This window comes from Enterobacter sp. SECR19-1250 (assembly GCF_013391025.1).
Lineage (GTDB): Bacteria > Pseudomonadota > Gammaproteobacteria > Enterobacterales > Enterobacteriaceae > Enterobacter > Enterobacter cloacae.
Genome location: NZ_JACASJ010000019.1, coordinates 33,117 through 57,801, shown reverse-complemented (window position 1 = coordinate 57,801; position 24,685 = coordinate 33,117). Strand labels below are relative to the sequence as shown.

Genomic DNA, 24,685 nt, shown 5'->3' with positions numbered 1-24,685 from the left:
ATCGGTGTTGCAAAAACGGGAGTGACCATAGATTCCGTTTTCTGAGACGACCCCAAAACAGGGCCCCCCAGGCAATGGCCCAGGCTGCCAGCATAACCAGCATAAACTGCAGATATTTATTACGTGACTGAATCATTTTATCCCCTGTCAATTTTTAAACAGAATCGGCTTGACACTCAGGCCGGTTTTCAGACTTAATTTAAATGATCCAGAAAATGATTGCCGATTTTTTTAATGGAGAAAGTGAAATGAAATTCAACACGAAGATTGCTCTTATTCTGGCTGCATCCGTAATCAGTTGCAGTGCCTTTGCTCAGAGCGTATCCGCGCCGAAAACCGATTCTTTACTGAGCAGCATTCTGGGTGAGCAGGTACAGACAAACCAACATCTTGTACAACTGCTGGCAAAGGATCAGGATGCCGGTATTACACTGACCCCGGAACAAAAGAAAACCTCTTGCCTGTATGAAAGTCATTACTACAGCAGTGGCGCACCACTTACCGTCGGAAAAGAAACACTCCGCTGCACGCTGAGTGGCGAAATCCCGACATGGGAAAATGCGAACGAGGGCAATATTGTCTCTGTCGAAGGCAAATAAAATCCCTTTGACAGCCTCTCAATTATCCGTACCAAAATGATTTAAAAAAATCTCCTTTTGATGGTATATTTTTTACTCGAAATAGAAATCATTAGGAGATTGTTATGGTTGATGCCCCGCCCTCAATCCCGCTGCCAACCTGCATGGTTGAAGCAGCACAGATTTATCACATTCCTCTCCGTGGATTCCTCGCCTTGTGGCTGACTGAAGGCGGAAAACCGGGAATGAAAAATAAAAACAAAAACGGCACTTACGATTACGGCGCATTCCAGATAAACACCATCTGGGCGAATAAGCTGGCGTCCGATTTTGGCGTAAAAGCGGAGCAGCTGCAGCATGACTTCTGCGCCTCTGCAATGGCCAGTGCCTACATCCTCAAATACAACATCATTCTCGAAGGGGGGGATTTCTGGCAGGGTGTCGGCCGCTATCACTCCAACACGCCGGCGCGTAAGGCCTGGTATATCGGGAAGGTTTACCAAAATTCTCTGAGGTTCTGATGCAAAACCAGCCACAACGGAAAGGGGGAGGGGATGATGGCCTGATGATTATCGGGGCCCTTCTCATCATGATCACAGTGATGTGGTTTGGCTTTCGTGATTATGTGATTTACGGAGCCTGTCGCCTGCTTTACTGGATCTACGGTGTACTGCCGGACGCCATTACACCGGGTAATGCGGCCGAGCGCCGGGACATGCTGCTGTCGGCGGCGCGGTATAACCACCAGGTTTCGCTGTGGGACTTTATCAGCGTGATGAACGACACGGCCAGCGTGCTCTTTCCCCTGTTCATTTTAATCATCGGGCTGTTCGTCTGGGTTATCTCACGCAATCCTTACTACCGTCTGACCCGTAAACTGACCATCCGGAACCTGCCCTGGGTGATGGTAAAAAACTATCCGGGGATCGCCCATATCCTCGCCCGGTTTGGCCACCTCGATCAGCTGCTGCTGAATGAAGATCCGGAAGAAGCACGCAGCGCGCAGTCACCTGTTGAGTTTGCCCAGGAACATAACCTGATTGATACCGCTAAACGCCGCCTCCGTAAAAAAGCCGCACATAAGGTCTTCCTGTCACAGGTAAACCTGGCTCCCGAAGGGGCGGCCCTTTCCCTGGCGCCCTGGGAAAAAGCACTCGCTGCCTCGTTTGTACATCTGCGGTTTATGGGCGACCGGCCAACGGCTAAATCCATTCTCGACGATCTCAACCGTTCCTGCCTGCGGACCAAAGACGGCTTCCCTGATTATTCGCTGGCCGCCGGGCTCTGGACCGTCGCCAGCCAGTGCGAAGCGTTCAGAGAATTTGCAAAGGGGCGCCGCAGCTCCCGTTCGCTACTCTACGCGCTGTTCGATGATGACCTGCAGCTGCCATCCGCAAATTTCCGGTGGCTGAAAGGCGTGGACCGCACGTTATGGTATGCACTTTCAAGCGCCGGCCGCGGGAAGTTCTTCATTGAGGGCGGTGGCGTTATTGCCTGGAGTCAGTGCGAAAGTTACCGGCTGACGCTCGATGAAGAAAAGGCGGCGAAATTCCCGCCGACCGTGCGGGCGGCCGTGCTGGGCCTTGAGCTGGATCTGCTCCATTACCGCCATATTGACCGCCGCGATCCCGCCATTCCGGTCGCTCACTGGCAGGAAGATGTTATACCGCCATTTGCATTTGAATCTGACGCTGAAGCGGAAGACGAGCCGGCTACGCCGCCTGCAGCTCCGCACGACACCCCGAACAACAGTCTGCGACTGACAGACGATGAACCGACGCCGGCTAAACCTCAGCCGGCAACCCGTCCCGATCACCTGGAACTCTAAGCGAGGAAGTATGAAACTCACCGTAAAAACCGATCGCAACACACTTTATCTTTCCGCTGACGGAAACTACCAGGAACAAGCCCTGCACTCCTTCCCCCTGTCAGCCTGTCATTTTGGACTTGGCCATGATGCCGGCAGCGGCCACATCCTGACGCACAATACGTTTTCTGGTGAAGCGGTGCAGCTGTTCCGCTTTGAAAACGAATATCAGGCCATCGAGGCGCTGAACAATATCCGTAAAAAGCTGAAACAGCAGCGCGGACTCAATGCCGTGCGCCGGCTGTCTAACTTTATCTTCTGGCCAGTTGCCGCGCTGGGCTTTATCGTCTCCATCAACGGCGCGTTGATGAATATGCATCAGCCGGCACAGCCACTGCAGGCAAACTCGTATGCTCCCGCGCCGGGTCTGCAGCAGCCGGCCACTGCGCCGGAGCAGCTGCAGGTTCAGGCAGCACCTGAAGCCCCTAAAAAACTGACTGATAACGACTTGCTGTCACTGAAAGATGCCGTCACCAGCGGACGCTTTACGATCTCGCTTTCAACCGGGCATAAACACACCCTGTATGTGTTTTCCGATCCGATGTGCCCGCACTGCCGCGCGCTGGAACCCCGACTGCAGGAACTGAGCAAACGCTATAACGTCGAGATTTTCCCCGTGTCCGTTTATGGCGACCTGCGCTCGATGGTCCGCGCCGCTCCTGTACTTGATACCGGGAAAGATACCCGACTGAAAAGCTGGGAAGACACGATTAACATGGGATACACCACCATGAACCCGAAAATTGACGATCCGAAAACAGCCCCGGATACCACCGGCGCCCGCCTGGTTGACGCGAACAATATGGCATTTGCGAAATTCGGGTTTATCGGCACCCCGTCCATCGTTGCCGATTCGGGTGATGTGATCCCGGTTTCCGTCGTCAAAGACGATGCCCGCCTGCAGCAGGCGATAGGAGAATAACCCGGAGCCGCTATGCAACAGGAATCTGTAGACAGTAAAAAAGTCATCCGCCCGGATGGTTCGTTCATGGAGTGGTTCCTCACTCCGAACGTACAGTTTGGCCTGCTGGCCATACTGACCGTGCTGGGTCTGTTTCTCCCCTTTACCATGCTGCTGAGCATCCTCATCCTACCGCCGCTGATGGTGGCATTCACGGATCGTAAATTCCGGCCACCGCTGCGAATGCCGAAAGACTGCGAAATGTTCGACGACACCCTGACCACGGAAACCCAGGCGGAATACCGTCTGGGGCCCATTCGCATCCCGCATAAGGTCCGGGAGCGAAAGAAAGCGAAGGGAATTTTATATGTCGGGTATGAGCGGGGACGCCTGTTCGGCCGCGAGCTGTGGCTGAACATGACGGACCTGCTGCGCCACATGGTATTTTTTGGTACCACCGGGTCGGGTAAAACCGAAACCTTCTATGGGTTTATCGTTAACTTCCTGCTTTGGTGCCGTGGCTACTGCCTCTCAGACGGTAAAGCAGATAACAAGCTGGCCTTCGCCACCTGGTCGCTGGCGCGCCGTTTCGGCCGTGAGGATGATTATTACGTCCTCAACCTGCTGACCGGCAGTATTGACAGGTTCGTGAACCTGGTGAAGCAGGAAAGCATCCCCGCGCAATCCAACTCAGTCAACCTCTTCAGCGTTGCCCCGCCGACCTTCATCATCCAGTTGATGGAATCCATGCTCCCCCAGGTGGGCGGGGATTCGGCACAGTGGCAGGATACGGCAAAAGCCATGATGTCGGCGCTGATCAATGCCCTGTGTTATAAGCGCGCCCGCGGCGAACTGCTTTTGTCACAGCGCACTATTCAGAAAAACATGTCGCTGCCGGCAATGGCCGCGCTGTACGTTGAGGCAAAGAAAAACGGCTGGCACAGCGAGGGTTACGCCGCGCTGGAAAGTTATCTGGAAAATACACCAGGCTTCCTGCTGGCCAACGCGGAATACCCGGAAACGTGGGAAGCCCGCGCCTTCGAACAGCATAACTACATGAGCCGTCAGTTCCTGAAGACGCTCTCCCTGTTCAATGAAACTTATGGCCATGTTTTTCCGGAAGACAGCGGCGATATCCGGATGGACGATATTTTCCACAATGACCGCATTCTCATCGTCATGATCCCGTCGCTGGAGCTGTCACGCGGTGAAGCGGCCACGCTTGGCCGTTTATATGTGACGCTGCAGCGAATGACCATCAGTAAGGACCTGGGCTACCAGCTGGAAGGGAAAAAAGAGGAAGTCCTGCTCACTCACGCGCTGAATAATCAGGCGCCATACGGGCTTATTTATGACGAGCTGGGCCAGTATTTCACCAGCGGTATGGATACGCTGAGTGCGCAGATGCGTTCACTGGAAAAAATGGGCGTATTTTCCTCCCAGGATCACCCGTCACTCGCCCGCGGCGCGAACGGCGAGGTGGATTCGCTGATCGCCAACACCCGCGTGAAATATTTTGAGTCGATTGAAGACCGGAAAACCTTTGAAATACTGCGCGAAACCGTCGGCCAGGACTATTATTCAGAGCTCTCCGGGCAGGAAGCGGAACACGGCACGTTTTCCAAAACGGTCCGGGAAGGGGATCTGTACCAAATCCGTGAAAAGGACCGCGTGAACATTCGTGAGCTGCGTAAGCAGACCGAAGGTCAGGGGGTAATTTCTTTCCAGGATGCCCTGGTACGCAGCGCCGCGTTTTACATTCCGGACAATGAGAAGTTTTCCAGCGAGCTGCCGATGCGGATAAACCGCTTTATCGAGGTATTACCGCCATCGCCGGCGACGCTGTACAGCATCTATCCGGAACGCAAGGATGATGAACTGGCGGAAACGAACCCGGATGCAATGCACTTCCCGCCAATCAAGCTGTTCGGGTACGACAAAGCGGCCAACAGCCTGCTGGAAAAAATTGAGGTCTTCTACGAGCTGCAGTGTGGCGCAATTTCACCGGAGGAAATGTCGGTGTGCCTGTTTGAACTGTTCGCTGAATGGCTTGATGGAACGGAAACGGACGACGTGCTTTACCACCAGGAAGACGATCTGTTCCCGATGATCGAGATGTAACCCTGTTAAAAGGCGGGGAGTGGTCCCCCCGCCTTTAGTTACGTTTCCGGTCAGTCAAAATACTGCCGGATCAGCTCCAGGACCGCTATCACAGCGTTAGACACTGCAACAACTGCCCGCAGAACGACGATTAACAAGTTAATCATCCGTTTGCTCCATACAGAGCAGGAACACCGCTGATCGCCCTTACATTGCCTGTCACAGCGGCTACCTCACGTCAATTGTTTAGATGTTCCCACTCCAGCCAGGGCATTGAAACAGCACCACCTGTCTTTCAACCAGGGCTTTAAACCGTTCACGCCGCGTAAGCGGGGGCTGGAGAAGAACGTCAACAGATTGACCCGCGTAGTATACCCTATTCAGGGTGGTTTGCATTTACTGCACTCATGGCGTAATATTTAACCGTCAATTGTTTAGGTGTTCCCGCCTCCATCCGGGGCAAAACATGAAAACCCGATCTCACCAGTCGGGTTTTTTTGTGCCTCCATTCTGGCAGAAATCGCATTTCCTCAAATAAGCGCCTAAAACGCTCTCTGTGGCCTTCACTGCAAAAAGAGCAACATTCCCCTGTCTTCACCCTGTTTAACGCGCCTGCGAGCGGCTGACGTGGATAACCGCGGCTAAATCGATCCTCTTTTCCCTGTTAATTTTAAAACTCACAGCTGACACTGGTGTCGATTGCCTGAAAGGCATTGCACGCCATAGCAGACGATTTTCCTGCCAGACCTGCCCTGCAGGTGACGCTGTGGCCACATTACCCCCTGGCTACTGCGAGCGGGCGGTGTGACGTTTGCGGCACACCGGGCGCGTGGGTAGTAGCGTTGACGTCAGGGGTGCGTGTCGCAGCCCTGCCGTCTTACGGGGGTGTTCTTAGTTACATCATCCATCATGCTTTTTTCTGCCGAGCCGTTGGCTCGGCGGGGAAAAGCACGGTGGGGCAAAGAAGAATCCGCCCTGGAGGTTTCTGCTGACCACCCTGCCCGGCATTTGCCGGGTGCTAACCTGGGAGCATAGCGACCATTCTGGCCGTCGTGCCGCGAAGCGGCGCTGAAAGGCCAGGCATATTCCCATAATCCACAGAAAATTGAGCCTGAATAACAGTGATCTCTTTATTGAATAAAGATCTTTTTAAAGAAGTTAAGAGTGTATTGCAGCTTGCATTGACCACGATTGCAGGTGACTTTATTTCCTCCTTTGCGGATAACTGTGGATAGTGGTGATCTCGCTGCCGGTTATCCACCGGCGGCGCCAGAACGTCAAAAAATCACGATGGCCACACGTTAAAACTGGAGGAAATTTGAGCAGGTCGCGCCGGCTGGCCAGCACGAAAACCGCCAGGCGGCGGTAAGAGAATTACAGGGGGAGAAAATCAGTGATAATCAGGGGGACCGGATTCCCTCTCCAGCCCCAGATCGAGCTGATACAGGTGGCTGCGTACTCGCTGGGTAAACTGCTCAGGCGACAGCGCGTGCAGTTCGTCTTTCGGCAGCGTCCGTATCAGATGAACGGACATGGCGTAAGCCCGGTCGTCATAGGGCTGTTCTGCCAGCGCTTTCTGCTTCTTCTCGCGCTTACCCTTCAGGGCGGCTTCACGCCGGCGAACCAGCGTGGCGTGCATCATTTTTTCATACCAGCGCCGGCGCGCGGCTTTAACAGAGATTTCTTCCGCCTGGCCATGTTCATCACGGGTTATCCAGCCTGCAGCTTCAGCGGCCACCTGTTCGGCCTGCTCCGCATACAGCTTATCGAGATCAACACCGATCATCTTCCAGAGGCGTTCCGTCAGCACGACATGCTTGGGGAACCACTTGCGGTTAAACGGGTCCCATGTGACGCCTTCAGGCAGCGCCAGTAACCCGAATTCCATCATGTGCTGCAGCAGCCGGCAAACCCGCGGTACCGTCACTTTCCGGATCACGTTCCCTTCGCTGTCCTTTTCGCTGAGCTGCCACGCCATTTTACTGAGGTTGATAGTGTCGATATGGGTAGCCCGGTCAACGGTGCTGACCAGGAGCGGCACAATCGCATCGAGTAATTTCTCCCGCTCCGGGCGGAAGTCGCGCTTCCGGCCAGCCTGCTCGCGCAGCTGCACGAAGTACGGGTGGCGGCTGATCCGCATACGCAGACTTAACGCGCCCGTTTTGCGATCGCGGCGAACAAGGCGGTTGTAGGCATGGCCAAGCTGGCCAGGGAGCTTTTTGAAATTGTCCGGTCGGTACCAGCTGGGCTCCGGGCAGAGACACGCCGTTGAGTGCGTACCGCGACGACGGCGGGTTTTGCGCACGGGCTTGGTGCCTTCATCGAGAAGCAGCTGCAGGGGCGATTCTTTAGGGGACTGGCTTTCAAGCCAGGAGATGAACTCCGGCGAAAGACCTTCTACTGACTCAATGTCAGAAAGCTGTAGGTATGGATTCTTTTGATTCACCAGCCCCTGCACATATTGGCCGGGCTGTATTGCAATAGGTTACGCATTTGCTATAATCCTTTCTGCCAGTGGGCAGTTTGCACCCCCTGATTCCTGAGAGACCGGCCAAAGTTTCCAACAGGGATCAGGGGGTTTTACTTTTTGTGGCTCCTGCCACTCCTAAGCGGTACATCTCCGGGCCGCTCTTCCCGTGCTAAATTCAGTAATAACCCCGTAAGGTTATGTAAACGCCGCTTAACATATCATGCGTTTCTAAGCGGGGCAATACCTGCGAACCCGCTTTTACATAGTAAGATCACTCTTCAGAATCGTCAAATTTCAATCCGTCGTAATAGCTTTTGACAAGAAATTCAATGACTTCAGCCTGAGTGAGTTTTTTAACTTTTGTGATCTCTATCAACATTCTTTTTGCATCTTTGGGGAGATAAAGGTTTAACTGGTCGTGTGTTTCCCGGATACGGTTCCGGTACTCTCTCTGGAACTCCGGGTTACTCTTCTGTTCCTGGCGCTCAGTAACTCTGTTCACTCTTCCTCCCACAGCATACGACTATAACCACCTGAGTATACATGAAAAAACCGCCTTTTCAGGCGGTTTGGAAGTAAACATCAATACGTTCGTGGTAGCATCCAACCTTCATCAAGCATAGTCTTTCGCCACTGGAGATATTTTTCACCCCTGTATTTTTTATGTTGCTCATGCATCCTGGTTAACATTTCCAGCTGGCGATATGCTAGGCCGGCATTGAGCAAGATTATTTCAACAGTAGGCACATGTCGGTTCCGAAGATTTACGACAAGTTTACTATCAGTATACTCCCAAGACTCAATTGTCTCGGCCTCAAACAAAATTCTCTTTTGCTTAATAGAGGCCTGTACAGCATAAAGGGCAGCAATCCCAACAACACCGGAGTCCATATCTATACCAAAATATGTTTTCTGAGCCGGCATGTATTGTTCCTCTTTAGCCGATGGATTAAAGCATCCATAAACTCTCATGCCTGCAACGACCTTTTTGACTCCCTTACTTTTTACCTGGCGTACAACATATGTGATCAGCATGGCATCGAAAACAAGTAGAGCAACAAACCACGCCAATGCCAGGCTTCCACCTAAAGTAAGAAAGCCAGAATATACAGTCAACGGAAGACTTATTGTTAAAATAACTATACTTATGGCTACAGACAGGCGTGACAGATAGTAGCCAACACCTTTTGATTTAGCCATGTTGTTATCGACAACAGTATACGAATATCCTTTCATATCACGCCCCCGCTATACCATCTTTGTCTTTATCAACCGTATTGGTTGGGTTGAAGTTCTTCGGCCCAGAAGGACGTCCACCTGTATTTTTAGCTCCACGACCAAATGCAGCAAACAGGTCGTGAACATGATTCTGCATATCACCAAGAATTGAATCGTTATGCTTGTTACCAATCCAGCTGATGACGTAGTTAGGCATCCTTGCAGGTAATGCAAATACCCTAGCGACCATACCTGTACACATCCTTGCATAGACAAAAAGGATACCTATCATTGACCAAAGGCCAGTTGTTGAATCTGCCTGTACATTTTCCATTGCTGTTTTGAAAATATAGTTAAGCGCGGTGCCAAGAGCCACAATGGCCAATGATGCAAAAATGAACCCCATTACCATCAACAGTGGTCGAATCATCACATCTATCAGGAAAATATATCCATACGTTGACCGGTCCTCATTAGTTTGGCCAATGTTAATATGGGTAGCGGCCCACAATGAAGATGCAACGATACCAGTCAGCAAAGTAACTAACCAATCCGCCATTGCGACAAACCAATAGATAAATGGCACAAATGGAAGCCAAATTGAAAGCGTTAACCCTATACAGAACAGAGCGACTAAAATCATGTATACGATCGGAGCCGCAGTTTTAATTACACCCTTAATAATATCCTTACCTGAAGTGAAGAAATTAAGTAATCCCGCCCCCATTCCAGCAGCGTTATTACCATCTGCAACACTCATTGCGACATTAACAGCTCCCCAAGCAGCTAGACCACTCTCAGCAGTAAACATCGTGTAATCACCAATGGCTTTCATTTTCAACAAGGGATTCGTTACATCGCTGTATCCATCGCCAGTGCCGTAGTTTCTAGTGGCAAGCCATGAAGTAACATTAAAGTTGAAAATTTTGGTAATCAACGAATCTGCATCACCACTTTTTGCCGCTTCTTCGATGCCTTTATTGTCAATGTTCTGAGCTAAAGCATTATCAGCAGTACCTAAAGGGGGAGTGTAGGTACTGTTTTTCAGTTGTGAATGATATGCCTGGAACAGACCTTTATAATAGTCCGTAGAACCTACATCACCATCACCACTTATCCCTGATACAATAGGTTTCAGATTAGCAACGTCCTTCAGCTCAGTGTTAGCAGTTGCCAGGGTATGATAATAAATACCAAGATATAGCCAGCCTTTTTCCTTTATATCCGACTCCATTTTCTGGAGCATATCATTGCTTCCGGCAGCATTGTCTGCAGCTTGCTGTACTTGTTGTTGGTAATCTCTTGCTGCTGTCTGAATTGCAGTTTCAACGTCAGGCAGCTGCCCATCTCCGGAACGCATTTTAGACATATAAGCAGAGTTAAATTGCTCTGCTGTATTCTTCATCTTACTCCAAAGCGAGTCTGTAGCCTGCTGTTGAACTGCATAAACAGAATCAGCGTAACCACTGGAGAATACCGAAGTCCAACCTGTAGGTTTTTGTGGTAATTTAACAGTCCCACAAACAGCAGAACCATTGTCAACTGAAATTGAGTAACTAGAATCACCAGTATTAAACTTCATCTGGCTATTACTTTCATAATGTTGGCCTGAAGCCTCCATCTGAGCTAACCCTTGATTGACACCAAGAGCGCACAAGTTCATTTCGAACATTCCTTTAGCCACAGAAGCCATTTCTGGCATAACTGGCGTTATATAAACAGCTTTGCCACTCGCTAGTTCCGACGCTGTTTTATCTGCAATAACATTGGCAGAACCTACACCTATGATTGACCCACACCACAGGAAGAGCAGTTGTGCAACGGACCATCCAACAACAGTTGGAACCAAAAGGAGCCAGCCGAATGTTGTTTTAACAAAATTGAAGGCATTATTCCCATCACCCTCTATAAACTTCCCAAGTTGCCCTGCCTGATGTAGTTTTTTAATACTGATTATCGCCATATAAATCAGCGCTAATATGGCGATAACCTCATTCACTGTGAAAAATACGTTATTTAACAACCCATCACCTGACGGACTGAAAGGATTATTTACCACTTCACCAAAAACGGTATGCAGCATCTGACGTGACAAATCACCAGACCGTTTAGCAGCCTCTGTAATACTATCAATTCCCAGATCTGCAGAATATGCCGGGGTAATGAAAAGCGATAGCGGCAACAATGCGACCAATGAGTTTCTTGACTTATTCATGCGCCCCCCGAATCTGGCCAGCTTGTTCAAAATTAAATGTATTGCGCACACCGTTATCGTTAATAAAATGTCTCAATGTACCGAATTCTTCTTCAGAATGGGCCTCATTGCGTAATTGCCAACCTAAAAATTCATAAGTCATTGCTTTTACGAACGAGTAGATACAAACAGCAAACATTAAACCAAGTGTTAATGTCACCTTCAGAAGGCTTACATTGTATTCAGTATTAACAATCAATTTTACACAGCCAGCGATTAAAAACAGGGCAACAAAAACAGCTATAAAGAAGCAACATAACCAATATTTTTTATACTTACCGGCTTTAGCTAGATGCTGTTCTAAGGGGATAGAACTCTTTTTAACAACATCCTCAAACGACTGATTCGAAGCTGATTTTTCGTCCGGAGCTTCCAAATTTTTGATTTGCTTCTTAACGAAAGAAGCCCGCTCATTGAGCAGGCTGATAGATTCCCTTAGTGATTTCCACATAAACTGAATATCACTAATTCCGGTAATATGATAAACCGCTTTTTTCATGCGGCCGGGGGATTTTGTAACTTCTTCCCCTGTTTTATTTTCGTCTGTCATTTTCTGGATACTCCCGCGTTCACACTCTCCAGCTGTGCTGCCAGCATCGGTTTGTATGTTTGATATGCGTCGTTCGCCAGGATCTGGCCAAGCAGCACATTTTGTTTCTCCAGCTGCTGTTTGGTTTTCAACACTAACCAGTTGTTCAGATTGGCGATATTGATTTGCTCACGCATCAAATCTTCGGTGTTCTTGTTGGTCAACGTCGCCTGGTAAGCAGGGTTGCTGTAACGGCGACCTACTTCGAATTCCTCAAACTCTCTGGCAGACATACGGTTAAGCTGTTTCGCCCTGTTACTGGCCGTCGCCTGGAAATAGGATTCGACTTCCGGCACTTTGCGCGCATCTGCAAGCGCGGCATCAGTGGCCGGGTTCGGTTTAGAGTTGGCGATCATTTCCATCTGAGGTTGTGCGGCCGCGTCGGTGAGCGCCTGGTATTGCTGAATCATGCCCAGGTAAATTCGCCCGCTGGCGCCTTTAACTTCCCCACGACTCAGCTGACGACCAGCACTGCGCAACGCGGTATTTTTCATATAGCGCAGCGCCGCATCTGTCTGCTCATCTGTAAACGTCAGATCAGGTGCCTTGCCTTCTTTGCCGGCGCCATAAAGCAACGAGCTCAGCGACGTATCTGCCCGCGGCATGTCAGATACACTTGGGCAGAATGAAGTCCCGCCAAATGCAGCATAATCCGAACTGTCGCAGTACTGGCTGTGAACTTCGGCCGTTGAAGATGCATCCACGTCGGTTGCGCGTGCCGGCACTTCAAAAATAGCCTTAACATCTTTCGCAGAACTGGCGCTTCCCAGCGTTCGCTGACCGCCAGCGGCCGCAGAGGATACCCCCGCGGCGCCACCGCCAATAGACTGCGCACATATATCATCCGGAACACGGTACTTATCCTGTGCCTGCAGCAGCCGGTCATTACGTTTTTGCTCGACTTCGAACTGTCGGTTAGTTTCAGCCACCTGCTGCATTAATGCTGCCTGGCGATCGCCCTGCTGGCTGATTGCCGTACCAATGTTAATCAGCGTGGCCTGGATATTACCTAACAGGCCATTAGCTGTGCTCAACGCCGGCATAACCTGCGTTGAGATGGGAATGCTGCTGTTAACGTTGACCGTATAGGCAAATGCTGACTGTACGCTGAAGGCCAGAATTGAAACGGCCATCACTGACCGTTTTGCTTTTCCGATTTTTATCATCTGAATCCCCTTCTCACATCAGAAATGATTTCTTTAGCGAGCTTCATCGCCATAGTTTGTGATTCTTCTTCAGAATCACGCTCACCACCCTGATTGACCACCATTTCATCAATGATACTTGATGCACTTCCCATAGGGAATCTATTTGCTAATTCTTCCCTTGCTTTTTTCGTTCCAAGCTCTTCATAAAGCACATCTCTGAGCGCTCTGTCTTTTGCAGATGAGTTCAAAGCCCAAAGCAGTTTTGGACCTAATGTGTTTTTCAGAATGTGGCAAATAAGACCACGTTTTGTTTTAAAAATACCGAGGAATGCAGTACCACTTCCGTCCGGATAAACCCCTTGCGGAAGCTGTCTGAAACGACGCAGGATATCGGCCGGGATGTTGATCTCTAATTGCTTCAGATACTCTTCATCCCCTTCCGTCAGGCGCATCATAAACAGGCTGTTCATGGTTTTAAGCACACTCGAAGGCATATGGCTCAGATACTGAGACGAGAACGCAGTACGGACGTTGAATTTACGATCTTCAAGGTCAGCGGTATTCAGCGCATTTTGGATAAAGTCGATGCCGGCAAAGTTATGACACTCATCATAAAAGGTATGTTTAACTTCTTCTGAAAGCTCCCTGATGCGCGCCTGGTGATATGCCCTGTACTGCTCCGGTAAAGCAGGAATGAAGGTTTCTGCGGACTGAGGCAGGTAGTAGTTACGCACAGCCATCTGGCGCGCAAAAAGATACATAATGCCGGACTTGAGCTTACCTGCAGGTGTCGTTCTGTCACCGAGGACGTTTTGCATATCCAGGATCGCAATGCGAGTCTCCGGGCTGAAATCATAAACCGTGATCCCAGAGAAAATGGCATACTCAGCTGCTGCAGCCTGGAAACAACGTGCAACGAAGCCTACTACAGGCTCACTCCCATTAACTTTTACGTCAGCGTATTGGTTTTTAAATGATTCAGTTTGTAGTTCAGCAATAAAATCGTGAATAGTTGGCACAGCATAACGCTGAGCAACCGTCGCAGCATGAAGATATTTTTTGGCAAACAGCTTATCAACGACTTCCCACCATGTAGCTCTTTCAAACCAGTCTTCACCGAGCTCTTTATCCAGACCTGATTCTTTCAGAGCTTCATTAATCACCGGGTCGTTATACTTAAACAAGTTAGCACTTGAATGCGCTTTTGCTTTGTATACGTTTGATACAACCTTACTGACGATTTGGCCAACGCTCATTGCATCTGGCGGCTGGCCAATTGCCGGATCAATACAGAATGCGTTAAGCATCTGCTTTAAGAATACTTCCTCAAACTGCGTCAGATACCTTGAACCTAACTGCGTATCGCAGATGTTAATACAGTGCGATTCGTCATTGTTCAGGGTGATACTGGCAATCTGGTGACGTTTCTCTGACGGCAGCTCAGCGCTAATCAGATCGGCGATACCTTTTGCACTGTAGCCCTTATCAATGATAGTCAGATAAGGCAGTTTTTTATCAGCCCGGTAAATCGAACTCAGGTTAAGGCGGTTGGCCAGCACGCTTTTACCGGAACCTGGAACACCGGTGATGACATCGGTAAATTTCTCCTGCAGGGGACTGGCGATTTGATAGGGGAACAGCTTGCCATCGAGCGTGATGAAGTTGATATTGCCTTTACCATGCCAGGGACTGGCCGGACGTTCAAAAGGTAACATCCGCAAGCCTTCACTCAACGGCGGATAATGCAATGAGCCAGGTGTGGCCGTCGTCAGCCCCGGAACGGATGCAATCAGTGCGCTACCTGGATTGCCATATGTCTTGGACACACCTGATACACCCCAGCCTTCAATCGCCTTAGTTAAAGCCGCCAGGTTGCGTTTGGCTTCATCCTTAGTGTCACCCCAGGTGGCAAAGTTGATGGCCATGATAGCCGTTGGATCGGTTTCGCTCTGGGCCCCGACATAATCCATATCACGCGCGATAGTACCGAGTGAGGGAATGAAACGAAGGAAAGAGACGATCACTGATGGCCAGAACAATGCTTTTTTGCCCCCGCCCATAAAGTCATATTTTATCCGGTACGGGATTTTCCGGTTAATCGCGTTGAATAACTGCTTAAATTTGACAGGGTGAAGTGGTGGCAACTCAAGGGCAACAGAACCGTAATACTTGCCATCGCAGTAAATCAGGCCACCATCTTCTTCCAGTTCCCCTTCCATGATCTGGATATTCAGCCGCGGCGGCAGCACTGAGTCGATATTGCCTTTCCGTGGAGCGCCATAGACTCGCAGATTTTGGTCAAACGGCGTGCGAGGGTACCAGTTTTCTGATGTTGAGTTCCGGAACAGCATCTGACGCATCATTGCGCCGGCGTGTTTGACATCGAGGACATCAACCAGAAGCCCCATCCCCGACTCATCATCCCCCTGAAGCATACCAATCAGCCGCCAAAGCATCGCGTCATGCGTGATCTTCAAACCTTCAAGCTGAAATTCGATTGGGTTCTGACTGAAGCGAGTCTGCGGGATATCCTTCATAACGCCGGCAGCTTTTGCCTGCTCGTTTTTAAGTTCATCCTTCGCAATCATCCCCTTCGAGGTATACAGCACGATGTAAGCGCGTTCACGGCTGTAATGGGCAGCGATTTTTTTTGCGTCATCGGCGATCAGGTCTTTAATGTCTATCTGCAGGCGCTCTATTGCTGCTACCTGCGGTTTATAAACATTATTCAGCTCTTCCTGGTTCTTGGTAAAGTCGCGCTCAAACACCACAGACAGCTTATGGCCACTGTTAATAAAGGAATTCGACAACGAGTTTGAAAGGTGCATGATGAAGTCATTAAACGACTTCTCGTCAAACGATGATTTAGCGCCCTGAATCTCAATAACGGTAAGAAAATCGTTGTTCTTCGTGGTCAGTATGTACGGAGCCCTGATTTCAGGATGCTCAACGCGATCCTGCGACGTAAGCCCTACAACCGTTGTCAAATCACAGTATTTTAACGAGTCATTTGACGTAAGATTGCGTGAGATACCTTCGATCACATCCTCAAAGAAAGAAATCATTTAAAACCTCTCTTACCCTTGTAAATTTCATTCCAGTCACTTACATCCGGCAATTCGTCTGACTCTGCGACAGAAGTGACAAACTCATCGTCAAAATTCATGGGAAGTAACTGATGGTGTTTTTTTATCAGGTGCAGTAAATCGTATCCATCATCACTGCCGGTTTCGTTTAGAACTACGTCAGTTGTACTGAGCAATATCTGTTTAAGTTTCTGTGCCTTTTCACGGTAAGAATCGTCCGTTGACTTTTCCGCCTTTGCAATTGAACGAAACAACAGGCTGTAGAGTTTTCGGTTTGTATTTCTCTTCAGCAGAAGTCCGGTTTGAGTCTCTAGTTTCATTTTCTCCGGGTGTTCGAGCGACAGGCATACAGAGCAAAGCATTCTCTCTTTCTGTCCATCTTCTGCGAGGGAGAAAACATCTTTGCTCTTTATCCCGCACACATGGCATCTGGCAGGTTGTTCATTCCTGGTGAGCTTAAAATCTTTCATGGGGGAACTCCGGTATTGGCCCCGCAAGGCGGGGCCGAAAGGACATTACAGGGTTGCGTCAACACCAACAGTTGAACCAACAGAAGAGATCCATGCGGTCAGGCCGACCAGACAGGCTCCAACAACCATTGACCAGAAGATGAAGCCGCCACTGATATCTTTCCCGCGTTTGTTTTTGAGCCACAGAGCAACAAGACCTACGATGAAGCAGACAACACCAACCACTTTACCAGCGGTAATCAGACCAGGCTGGGTACTGGCCATACCTTCCGTGAAGGTATTGATCTTTTCCCAGATAGTCGTTTCAGCTGCAGCCTCTTTGCTCAGCAATGCCAGCGGCAATACCACTAACGATTTTGCTACCGTTCCGCGCAGCTGATACGCTGCGATGGATGCAGATAACGCCTTGTCTTTGATAAATTTAACAATTTTCATAAAGTATCCTTTTTGATTACCAGTGAATGTTTAATGTGCTCTGCAACGCATCGAGCGTTTGTGTATCGAACATCAGAAGTAGTCCACATACAATTTTCACAATGGATGCCCCTCTCGTGCCCGAAGCTGACAGCTCCGTATGGCCCTCAAGGTAAGAGTCTTTCAACCCCTTAATACCCCTGTAAAAAAAGTATGCACCGAGAATTCTAACAATCCCCAGCACTGCGTTGACTGCTGCGGCTCCCATGCCAAACGTAGATTCGCTCGCATAACTGACGGGTCCGAAACTGACATCGCCAAATCCTAAAGTGGCACCGCCTGAGTTCATCTGTGCTTTCAGCGTGATGAGGCATACACAGAAGATGATCCCGGCAAAAATTCTGCCAACTTCAACACCTTTGGTAGAATGCCTGGCCTGCTTCCGCAGGCTCATCAGATATCCAATAACACCAATGATCCCAACGATTGCAGCGACACCTATGATTAGCCTTGTCAGCGGTTCCTGACCACCGTTAGCAACCTGAATTAATACCGATTCTAAATCCATAGTTTCGCCTTTTTAGGTCCTGATTAGCGGATAAGGCCTTTACTTGTTGTAACGATTCTATTTTCAGTATCGATACCTGTAATGGTGACTCCGCCAAGTTGACTTCCGACCTTCACAGCATACGTCTGGTTTTTGTATTTTACCCAAGCAAGATCGCCAGATAAATCATTAATTGAAAAACCTCTCAACAAAGGTAATGCCTGTGACGTTGCACCGGAAATTGTTCCACTCTGATTACCAAATGAAGGCCCATAACCAGCGGCTTTCATTTTCAGTTCCTGAACCTGATTGTTCAGATTTTTAATTTGTTCATTAGCGCTTTGTAACTGACTGGAAAGGATCATCATTCCATTTTTAGAAGTTGATTCTATCGCGTCCAGCCGTTCCTTTTGCTGCAGCAGAATCCCGGAAATCTGCTCGCGGAAGTCACCAGAATCCTGCCCTGCAGGGGCAGACTGTACGCGCGGACGTTGCGCTGAAGACTGGATCGCCCCATTCCCCGTCGCTGGCGCAGTATCACTATCGGAGCCCCCAAACAACCAGACTAAAAGCAGGATAGCGATGACAGCGATACCACCAATCCATGCATAGTCACTGATATTAAGCGGCTTTTTGCTCGCTTTTGCTGCTGGCGTCACTGTCGGTTTTGGCTTTTCAGCAGGCTTAGCAGACACCGGTTCCTGGGCAGGAGCTGCTTCGTTTTTATTGTCATCTTCAAACAGATTCATTATCAATCTCCTTAACGGTAATACGGGTTATTGGTGCCATACCCGTAGCCGGGGTAGCTTGGAAAGTTTTGCTGAGGGTAATTAGGAGCCGGAGGCTGAGGCATCTGCTGAGGTTGCACACTAGATAGTGTGGGAGTTGCTTGCTGCTGCACCTGCTCTGCAGAAGCATTTTCCATATTCTCGCCACAGTCGCTTTCATACACAGGCGCGACAAACTGGATGCCTATGAGTTGGTTACGGTCAACCGTAACCTGCTTAATCGGCAGGCGGGCTGCATCGTCGGCCAGGACACGCCCTGCTTGCTCACCCATCCCGCCAATAATGGTACCGGCAACCGCTTTGCCATCAGGTGTACCAGTTGAACGATATGCATTCCCGCCGTCAGTGATAATCATCTGCGAATTGCTGTCCGCATACAGCTGACCAGTTCGGCCTAATCCGTTAGCAACAGCCGGCAGAATAATACGGCTGAACCAGCGGTTATTTACATTTGAGGAAACGGCCGCGCGCAACGAGTCGGAAGCCACGCCATACGCATCGACCTTACACTGCACTCCGTTCAGCTCCATGCCGGTGAAGTGAATTCGAATACCATCGCCGGCAAGACGGTTTTGGCCAGAATAGAATTTGGCGCCGGCCTGCGCTCCAGTTGGAACATGGGCAATAGCAATACTGTTCTGATCGTCACTGTCCATCGCCGTATCCATTACTGCCGGCACAAGCGTGTAAGCCGATACAAGCCGGGCTCCTTTATCTTTGACCTTATTCTTCGCCCCCTGTTGTTTTTCAGCATCCGGCTTTTTGTTCTGCGGATAGACCGAATCGGTCCACCCTGAGAAGGTGCCGCCGTTCTTGTCATTACCCTCTGCTCCCAGAGGGGTTGCAAGAGCAACACCCGTGACAACCGGTGTTCTGGCCTGGTCTATTTTCTGCAGTAACGTAGCCACAGCTTTAGCCTGACGCTCACGCTCTTTCTGCTCAGCATCATTAGCCTTACTGTTATCGCCCGACTGTTTTGCTGACGATTCCCACGAATATTTTGGTGGCGGTGCTTTGGTGCCGTAATCAACGGCCACCGGGTTACTGGCTGACAACGTGGATATGAAACTATCCCCCGTGAGAGCCGCTTTTTCTGAGTTATCAGCATTCCACTCATTCAGCAGCTTGTTGTATTGGGGATCATTAGCTTTTTCCCTGCCAGTTTTCCCTTCCAGCCCCTGGGCCTTCACCTGCGACCCGCCCGTTGCCGGCTCATCTGATGAGCCAAACAACCAGTACCCTCCCAGAAGCGCCACAACTGCAGCGGCGCCACCGACGTAGAGCATCATTTTTCTGGTTTCTTTACCTTTATCTGTAGCCATCGTCGTTCCCCTTAATTCAGCTCAACTTCAACGTCACGCGCCTGACCGTTAACCGAAAAAGTCAGCACTGGTGTTGCCGGCAGCACGTAAACATGTGTGCCATCGATAGCGGAAAGCGTTTTTTCAAACTCATCCTGCAGCTGCATGTTACTTCTGACGTAGAGCTCATCACCGATCTGCCAGACTTTGGTACTCCCTGGCGCGTTTTTAAGTTTCAACCGCTGAGCATCTTCAGGCGGGATGCCATCGAGCACGCTCTGCAGCTGCTTGTCATACAGTGAGATTTTTTTCTCAGGAGTAGCGGTATAAACCGGTGTGTCAGGACTGCGCTTCGGGATACGGAGATCCAGACGATAATCAACATCAACGGTTTTTGATTTAACGGAGGGTTCTGCCCCCTTCACGTTAATAATGACCGGCGTAGCCAGCCCCTTCAGAAGCACTGTGATGTTCCCGCTGGCATAGGCATTGGTCGGCTGGATTGTGAATACCGCCGATCCTGGAATATAGCCAACACACAGTTCACCACCAGATGCACAGGGACTCGAATTATATGGAGGGGCGCCTAATACCCAGGGGTGTCCGGTTGCATCTGAAAACGTCACTGTGGTTGCCTGGTTTGGAAATACCCGTACCTGCGGAATGGATGCACCAGCTGACAGTGATACCGTCTGGCTTGAAATTCGTGGGATCGGCGTTAATGGTGAGGTTTTGGCCGCCGCGCTCATATCTTCCATTGCGCTGCGGGCAGACCGCACCTGACCAGGGGTAATAGGCTGGATCTGCTGCAGAACAGGTGCAGGTAACTCTTCCAGTGTCTGCGGATTAACATGAGTAACCTGCTGCTGTGGTGGAGGAATCTGCGGCATGGGTGCAGGAGGCAGTGCAGTAGTTGGCTGCTGTTGGGCCTGTGCCTGTGGTTGTTGGCCTTGCGCCTGCTGCTGACCTTGTTCCTGTGCTGTTTGCTGTGGAGGCTGTTGCACCTGTGACTGCTGATTTACGGGCAACCCGGAACTGGCCTGCTGCCATTGAGCAATATCACCACCAGGCACAGCTGGCGCCGTTTGCTGCGGCGCTCCATTACCAGTCGGCGCATCAGCTGCAGATACAGAATTTGCCGAAAACAGTGCGGCCATAAGTACAGTTAACAGTTTAATCTTCATGATTGACCTCAGTAGTTCCGGGGTTTGAGAATGGCCTGTGCTACTTGAATACCCCGTGGATCTTCGTCTTCTTTTACGCGGCGTACCTGAACCATCAAATCGTAAGGTTGCGGTCTGTAGTCCTGAGCCTGCCCAACAAGCTGAACAGTCACCGGAATGCGGTATTGCCAGGCATAGGTTTTGGTGCCACGGATAAGACCTTCCGTGATCAGGGTTCCAGGAGTTGTGGAAAGTTTTACGTTCAGACGTTTTTCACTGATATCTTTCAGCAGCCCACTATCGGACAGCGCTTTACGGAAACTAACGTACCCTTCAGCGCTAAAATCGCCGCGGACGCTGGTTAATTGGTTTTCGTAATTCACAAAGTTCAGTGAAAGCGATTTGATCATTGTACGGTTGGCAAAGTCCATCACCTCTTCCGCCGTGTAAGCGGGTTCATCGGTTGGATGAACTTCTGTGATCATGCCCCCATTCGTTGCAATATATTTGGTTTTTTTCTGGTGAAGCCAGTAACCCTGAAGACCAATGATAATGATTGCGACTAATATGATTAGCGTTTGAATCAAAATTACTTTTAAACCATGTTTCGATACGATTTCTTGTACCGTTCGGTTACTCTCTTCAGCCAGAGCTGGAGCAAGGGCGTTGCTGTCATCATCAACGACTGAGTTTTGATCCGAGTCAGTTTGATCCATAATATTTTCACCATTTTGTGTTTTCATAGAGTTTCTCTTTTCAAAAGTTTGTGTTAGAAAATCACGCAGATCGTTAATGAACAATGAGGTATACATGAGCGAACATAATGATTACGAATCCTGTGCAGTTATCATGTGCGAACGACGAAAAGCCACCGCCGTTTTGCGCAAAATCCCGCCAGAAAACCTTGAACAACTCATTAATATGTGGTCCGACATTGCACAGGGAATGATCGAGAAATTTAAGGAAGAACAGAAGGCCACTGAAGAGAAAGCCGCAGCCACAAAGCGGTTCATGGAAGAACACAATATTACGGCTGATGAAGCTCTCCAGATCTTCGAAAATCTCTTTGGTCCGTCCACGAAAAGTAAATCCACTTTTGGAAAAGTGAAGTACCGGATCGAAGTTGATGGAAAGTCCATAACCTGGACAGGAAAAGGTCGCCGACCTGCAGCGTTTGCCGAGATGAGCGACGATGAGCTCAAAAAATATGAAATCAGCTGAAGACTGGCTGCATACTGTCAGACGTTTCATGAATGAAGATTCGCTTGATACGTATGTAGACTCAAAACGTGATGTTCTACCTGCCACAGAATTTATGCGTTTACTAACCGCGGCGGAACACCGCCGCGTTGAAATACGAACCGGCAAGCTATTCGATAAAATCCCGAAAGGACTCTTCCGGTAGTTACAAATGGAACGGGAATGCATCACTGTTTGCATCCTCACCACTTCCACTCGCAGCTGCCGGATTGTTTAATTGCACATTTTTAGAAGATGCGTTGGGCAGGATACCTGACGTATCTGGCAGTCGGGATGAAATCGTTGACCACGGGTCCAGCGTCGTATTAGTCAGGCTCCCCCACTTCTCATTAATCTTCGATTTAACCGTATTGCATACCTCATCCTTCACCTTATCAATAATGTCGCTGATAGACGGAAACTGTGGGATTTTAAGTGATACCGATAGCGACCCCAGGCACTGTCCGAGAGAATCAGACGTACTGGATTCGCTTTTTGCGGCGTTGTTAATCCTTTCCACTTCCTGCTTATAGGCAGCATCTGCACCAGCTTTTGCCAGTTCGTATGCTGCACAGGTCTGTGTTGCCGCAAATGAGCTCACAGAAATGCAGGAAAACCCTACTGCAACGAGTAGGGTTTTTGTTTTATGGCCGAGGCGCTGACTTTGCGACTGGTGCATGAGTCTGTTCTCTCCTTTCATCATCTTTTCTTTTTGCAGCATTTGAAGGATGAAAAAGCTGCTTCATTACTGTTTTGTTTTTTACCTCATCTGAGGCCGCTTGTAAATGCTGAGGCTGTTTTTCATTTGCAATTGTGTTTTTGTAAAGCAAATTTTTACCCCCCTGATCTACATGTCCATAACCATGCAAAACAATTCCACTTTCGGCATTTTTATTGATTGCTGAAAGAGTCATATACGTTTTCCAGTTTCCGTCTTTATCAATACGCTTGTTCACTTTTCCAATCACGCTATGGTACTCACCGGACTCCTTATCCTTTGCGATCCCCTGCATGAATCCTTTACGCGACTCAACAAGGAAATAATCTGGGCGTTCGCCTTTTTTATGCGGTGCGATCAGCAAAGGTGTACCCGCGGTTTTTGACTCTTGAGGGAGTTTATAGCCTGTGGGCTTTGTCATGCTTTCTGGAGCTGGCTTACCATTAGGCAAGAACCAGTACAGTTCTTTTTCAGGCACGGCCTCACGGCTGAGATCAACACCGGTAATCTGCTGAATTGTTGTGCGGAGCTTCTGGAAGGTTGCAGCATCATACGGAACCAGTTCAGAAGGCTTATAGGCCTGTTCATTCCCTGCTGTTGGCTGTGGGTATACAGGCTTTACTTCCCACTCATTACGTTTGGTCTGGATAGTTTCATAACGAACGATCTTGTTGCTTTCATCACGGACAGGTGCATTCACCTCAACATCCACAAATCCCAGCTTTCTGACTGTAACAAGACGTTCTGTGTCTACACCAGCATCTTTAACCGCTCTCTCAAGGTCTTTCCCCCAGAGTGTCTTCTCTCCATGTTCATTTTTGAGGGTGACAAAGTAGTTCATGGATTCATCTTCTTTCCACTCATACTTAGCACGTCCATGCGCGACGATAACGCCTTTCTCCCAGGGTTCACCTGCAGCTTTATCTTCCTTTTGAGTATCAGATGCATTCTGCTTCTTCGGCTGCACAGAGGCCGATTCTTCCCAGCGCATTCCATTCTGCTGAACTGATGAATTTGTCTTTTCGTTTGCCCCTTCCTGCTTATTCGCATTTGAATCAGCAACATTTTCTTTTGCCGTTTCTTTTGCTGTTTCATTTGCTTTTTTGAGTTCGAGCAATTTAACCCTTTGTTCTGGGTTAGTCAGTTTCACCTCAATGTTGTATTCACTGATAAGGTTAAACACTCGCTCTTTAAATTCGTCACTGCCGGTGATTTCAATACCACGATGATGTTGCTTATCCGCGGTTAGAACGGCCGCCAGGATCATCTCGTCACTCTGGCTGGCTTCAGGGGTAGCCATACGCAGATGTGAGCCGTAATCGTAAAACGCATCCTGTCCATCAAGCGTATACGCCGTATAGTCTTTCTCTGCTCTGTACCCAAACCGGGCAATTAACCCTTCCAGGTCTATACGTTCTTTTGGGGGCGTTTCTGCATTATCGTTGGTTGCCCAGCGTATGCCGTTTTCCAGTTCTTCGTTTGTTTTTTTCTTCTCCTCGGTTTCATTTTCAGCCGGGGCGGTATTAGCTACAGATTCGCTGGGCGCTATCCTTTCAGGCTTTTGCTGAGCGGAGTCAGTTGTTTCACCGCCAAAGGCCATCATAGCGGCATACGCCTCAAGATCACTGGCGCTATTACTCTCTTCATCATCGCCGTCTCGATCTGTTGGTGCGGTGTATTCCGGTTCAGCAGCTGCAGGGGTGCTGGACACCGGCACAGCTTCCTCCGGTTCGGCAGCTGCAGGGGCGCTGGCCACCGGCGCGGTTTCCTCCGGTTCAGCAGCTGCAGGGGCGCTGGCCACCGGCGCGGTTTCCTCCGGTTCAGCAGCTGCAGG

25 protein-coding genes are annotated in these 24,685 nt (G+C 49.5%); 7 read left to right on the top strand and 18 right to left on the bottom strand.

Annotation, left to right across the window (positions count from 1 at the left end; all coding sequences use genetic code 11):
- Window positions 1-203: 203 nt before the first annotated feature.
- From HX884_RS07610 to HX884_RS07590, 5 genes are all read left to right on the top strand, one after another.
- Window positions 204-599, top strand: a complete 396-nt coding sequence (locus tag HX884_RS07610) for a DUF1496 domain-containing protein (protein ID WP_015062797.1) — start codon at window positions 204-206, stop codon at window positions 597-599.
- 104 nt (window positions 600-703) lie between these two features.
- Window positions 704-1,099: a lytic transglycosylase domain-containing protein gene (locus HX884_RS07605; RefSeq protein WP_004187436.1), complete on the top strand. Its 396-nt coding sequence runs from the start codon at window positions 704-706 to the stop codon at window positions 1,097-1,099.
- Window positions 1,099-2,406, top strand: coding sequence for a hypothetical protein (locus tag HX884_RS07600; protein WP_015062796.1), 1,308 nt, complete (start codon window positions 1,099-1,101; stop codon window positions 2,404-2,406). The genes HX884_RS07605 and HX884_RS07600 overlap by 1 nt, the downstream gene beginning before the upstream one ends.
- A 10-nt stretch (window positions 2,407-2,416) precedes the next feature.
- Window positions 2,417-3,367, top strand: a complete 951-nt coding sequence (locus HX884_RS07595) for a DsbC family protein (RefSeq protein WP_004187441.1) — start codon at window positions 2,417-2,419, stop codon at window positions 3,365-3,367.
- Between the two features lie 12 nt (window positions 3,368-3,379).
- Window positions 3,380-5,467: a hypothetical protein gene (locus HX884_RS07590; RefSeq protein ID WP_004187443.1), complete on the top strand. Its 2,088-nt coding sequence runs from the start codon at window positions 3,380-3,382 to the stop codon at window positions 5,465-5,467.
- A gap of 50 nt (window positions 5,468-5,517) precedes the next feature.
- Here the strand turns inward: HX884_RS07590 and dqlB are convergent, their stop codons facing one another.
- The 16 genes from dqlB to HX884_RS07520 form a co-directional block, all read right to left on the bottom strand.
- Window positions 5,518-5,613, bottom strand: coding sequence for a DinQ-like type I toxin DqlB (gene dqlB, locus HX884_RS27495; protein ID WP_004206884.1), 96 nt, complete (start codon window positions 5,611-5,613; stop codon window positions 5,518-5,520).
- A 1,223-nt stretch (window positions 5,614-6,836) separates the two neighbouring features.
- The gene (gene repA / locus HX884_RS07585; protein WP_227542142.1) at window positions 6,837-7,892 is read right to left on the bottom strand and encodes a plasmid replication initiator RepA; all 1,056 of its coding nucleotides are present in this window, start codon (window positions 7,890-7,892) and stop codon (window positions 6,837-6,839) included.
- Window positions 7,889-7,939 carry an IncL/M-type plasmid replication leader peptide RepB gene (repB, locus tag HX884_RS27610; RefSeq protein WP_011154478.1) on the bottom strand — a complete coding sequence of 17 codons (51 nt, stop codon included), beginning with the start codon at window positions 7,937-7,939 and terminating at the stop codon, window positions 7,889-7,891. The genes repA and repB overlap by 4 nt, the downstream gene beginning before the upstream one ends.
- A 248-nt stretch (window positions 7,940-8,187) precedes the next feature.
- Window positions 8,188-8,430 (bottom strand): IncL/M type plasmid replication protein RepC, encoded by a 243-nt coding sequence (repC, locus tag HX884_RS07580; protein WP_023893611.1) that lies wholly within the window; start codon window positions 8,428-8,430, stop codon window positions 8,188-8,190.
- Between the two features lie 68 nt (window positions 8,431-8,498).
- The gene (locus tag HX884_RS07575; protein ID WP_044706695.1) at window positions 8,499-9,152 is read right to left on the bottom strand and encodes a hypothetical protein; all 654 of its coding nucleotides are present in this window, start codon (window positions 9,150-9,152) and stop codon (window positions 8,499-8,501) included.
- 1 nt (window position 9,153) lies between these two features.
- Entirely contained in the window at window positions 9,154-11,349 is a 2,196-nt protein-coding gene (locus HX884_RS07570) for a DotA/TraY family protein (protein ID WP_015062834.1), read from the bottom strand.
- The gene (locus HX884_RS07565) at window positions 11,342-11,938 is read right to left on the bottom strand and encodes a hypothetical protein (RefSeq protein WP_015060003.1); all 597 of its coding nucleotides are present in this window, start codon (window positions 11,936-11,938) and stop codon (window positions 11,342-11,344) included. Before HX884_RS07565 ends, HX884_RS07570 begins: the two co-directional genes overlap by 8 nt.
- Complete coding sequence (traW, locus tag HX884_RS07560) at window positions 11,935-13,143, bottom strand: conjugal transfer protein TraW (protein ID WP_011091082.1); 1,209 nt, start codon at window positions 13,141-13,143, stop codon at window positions 11,935-11,937. Before traW ends, HX884_RS07565 begins: the two co-directional genes overlap by 4 nt.
- Complete coding sequence (locus tag HX884_RS07555; RefSeq protein WP_004187482.1) at window positions 13,140-16,190, bottom strand: hypothetical protein; 3,051 nt, start codon at window positions 16,188-16,190, stop codon at window positions 13,140-13,142. Before HX884_RS07555 ends, traW begins: the two co-directional genes overlap by 4 nt.
- Window positions 16,187-16,681, bottom strand: a complete 495-nt coding sequence (locus HX884_RS07550; protein WP_004187480.1) for a hypothetical protein — start codon at window positions 16,679-16,681, stop codon at window positions 16,187-16,189. The genes HX884_RS07555 and HX884_RS07550 overlap by 4 nt, the downstream gene beginning before the upstream one ends.
- Window positions 16,682-16,726: 45 nt before the next feature.
- Complete coding sequence (locus tag HX884_RS07545) at window positions 16,727-17,116, bottom strand: DUF6750 family protein (protein ID WP_004187479.1); 390 nt, start codon at window positions 17,114-17,116, stop codon at window positions 16,727-16,729.
- A 16-nt stretch (window positions 17,117-17,132) separates the two neighbouring features.
- Window positions 17,133-17,663: a conjugal transfer protein TraQ gene (gene traQ, locus HX884_RS07540; RefSeq protein WP_004187478.1), complete on the bottom strand. Its 531-nt coding sequence runs from the start codon at window positions 17,661-17,663 to the stop codon at window positions 17,133-17,135.
- Window positions 17,664-17,686: 23 nt separating this feature from the next.
- Window positions 17,687-18,391, bottom strand: a complete 705-nt coding sequence (gene traP / locus HX884_RS07535) for a conjugal transfer protein TraP (protein WP_015060002.1) — start codon at window positions 18,389-18,391, stop codon at window positions 17,687-17,689.
- An 11-nt stretch (window positions 18,392-18,402) separates the two neighbouring features.
- Window positions 18,403-19,752 carry a conjugal transfer protein TraO gene (gene traO / locus HX884_RS07530; RefSeq protein WP_004187474.1) on the bottom strand — a complete coding sequence of 450 codons (1,350 nt, stop codon included), beginning with the start codon at window positions 19,750-19,752 and terminating at the stop codon, window positions 18,403-18,405.
- A gap of 11 nt (window positions 19,753-19,763) precedes the next feature.
- Entirely contained in the window at window positions 19,764-20,915 is a 1,152-nt protein-coding gene (locus HX884_RS07525; protein ID WP_004187471.1) for a DotH/IcmK family type IV secretion protein, read from the bottom strand.
- An 8-nt stretch (window positions 20,916-20,923) separates the two neighbouring features.
- Window positions 20,924-21,637, bottom strand: a complete 714-nt coding sequence (locus tag HX884_RS07520) for a DotI/IcmL family type IV secretion protein (protein ID WP_004187467.1) — start codon at window positions 21,635-21,637, stop codon at window positions 20,924-20,926.
- Between the two features lie 67 nt (window positions 21,638-21,704).
- On the opposite strand from HX884_RS07520, the gene HX884_RS07515 reads away from it, so the two are divergent.
- Together HX884_RS07515 and HX884_RS07510 are read left to right on the top strand one after the other, a co-directional pair.
- Complete coding sequence (locus HX884_RS07515) at window positions 21,705-22,115, top strand: H-NS family nucleoid-associated regulatory protein (RefSeq protein WP_004187465.1); 411 nt, start codon at window positions 21,705-21,707, stop codon at window positions 22,113-22,115.
- On the top strand, window positions 22,087-22,299 hold the full coding sequence (locus tag HX884_RS07510; RefSeq protein ID WP_305953721.1) for an Hha/YmoA family nucleoid-associated regulatory protein: 213 nt from the start codon (window positions 22,087-22,089) through the stop codon (window positions 22,297-22,299). Before HX884_RS07515 ends, HX884_RS07510 begins: the two co-directional genes overlap by 29 nt.
- Here HX884_RS07510 and HX884_RS07505 read toward each other — a convergent pair whose 3' ends face one another.
- Together HX884_RS07505 and HX884_RS07500 are read right to left on the bottom strand one after the other, a co-directional pair.
- Window positions 22,300-22,812, bottom strand: a complete 513-nt coding sequence (locus tag HX884_RS07505) for a hypothetical protein (RefSeq protein WP_011091071.1) — start codon at window positions 22,810-22,812, stop codon at window positions 22,300-22,302. It abuts the gene before it with no gap.
- On the bottom strand, window positions 22,778-24,685 hold a 1,908-nt coding region (locus HX884_RS07500), incomplete at its 5' end, for an LPD7 domain-containing protein (protein ID WP_228704213.1). The genes HX884_RS07500 and HX884_RS07505, both read right to left, overlap by 35 nt.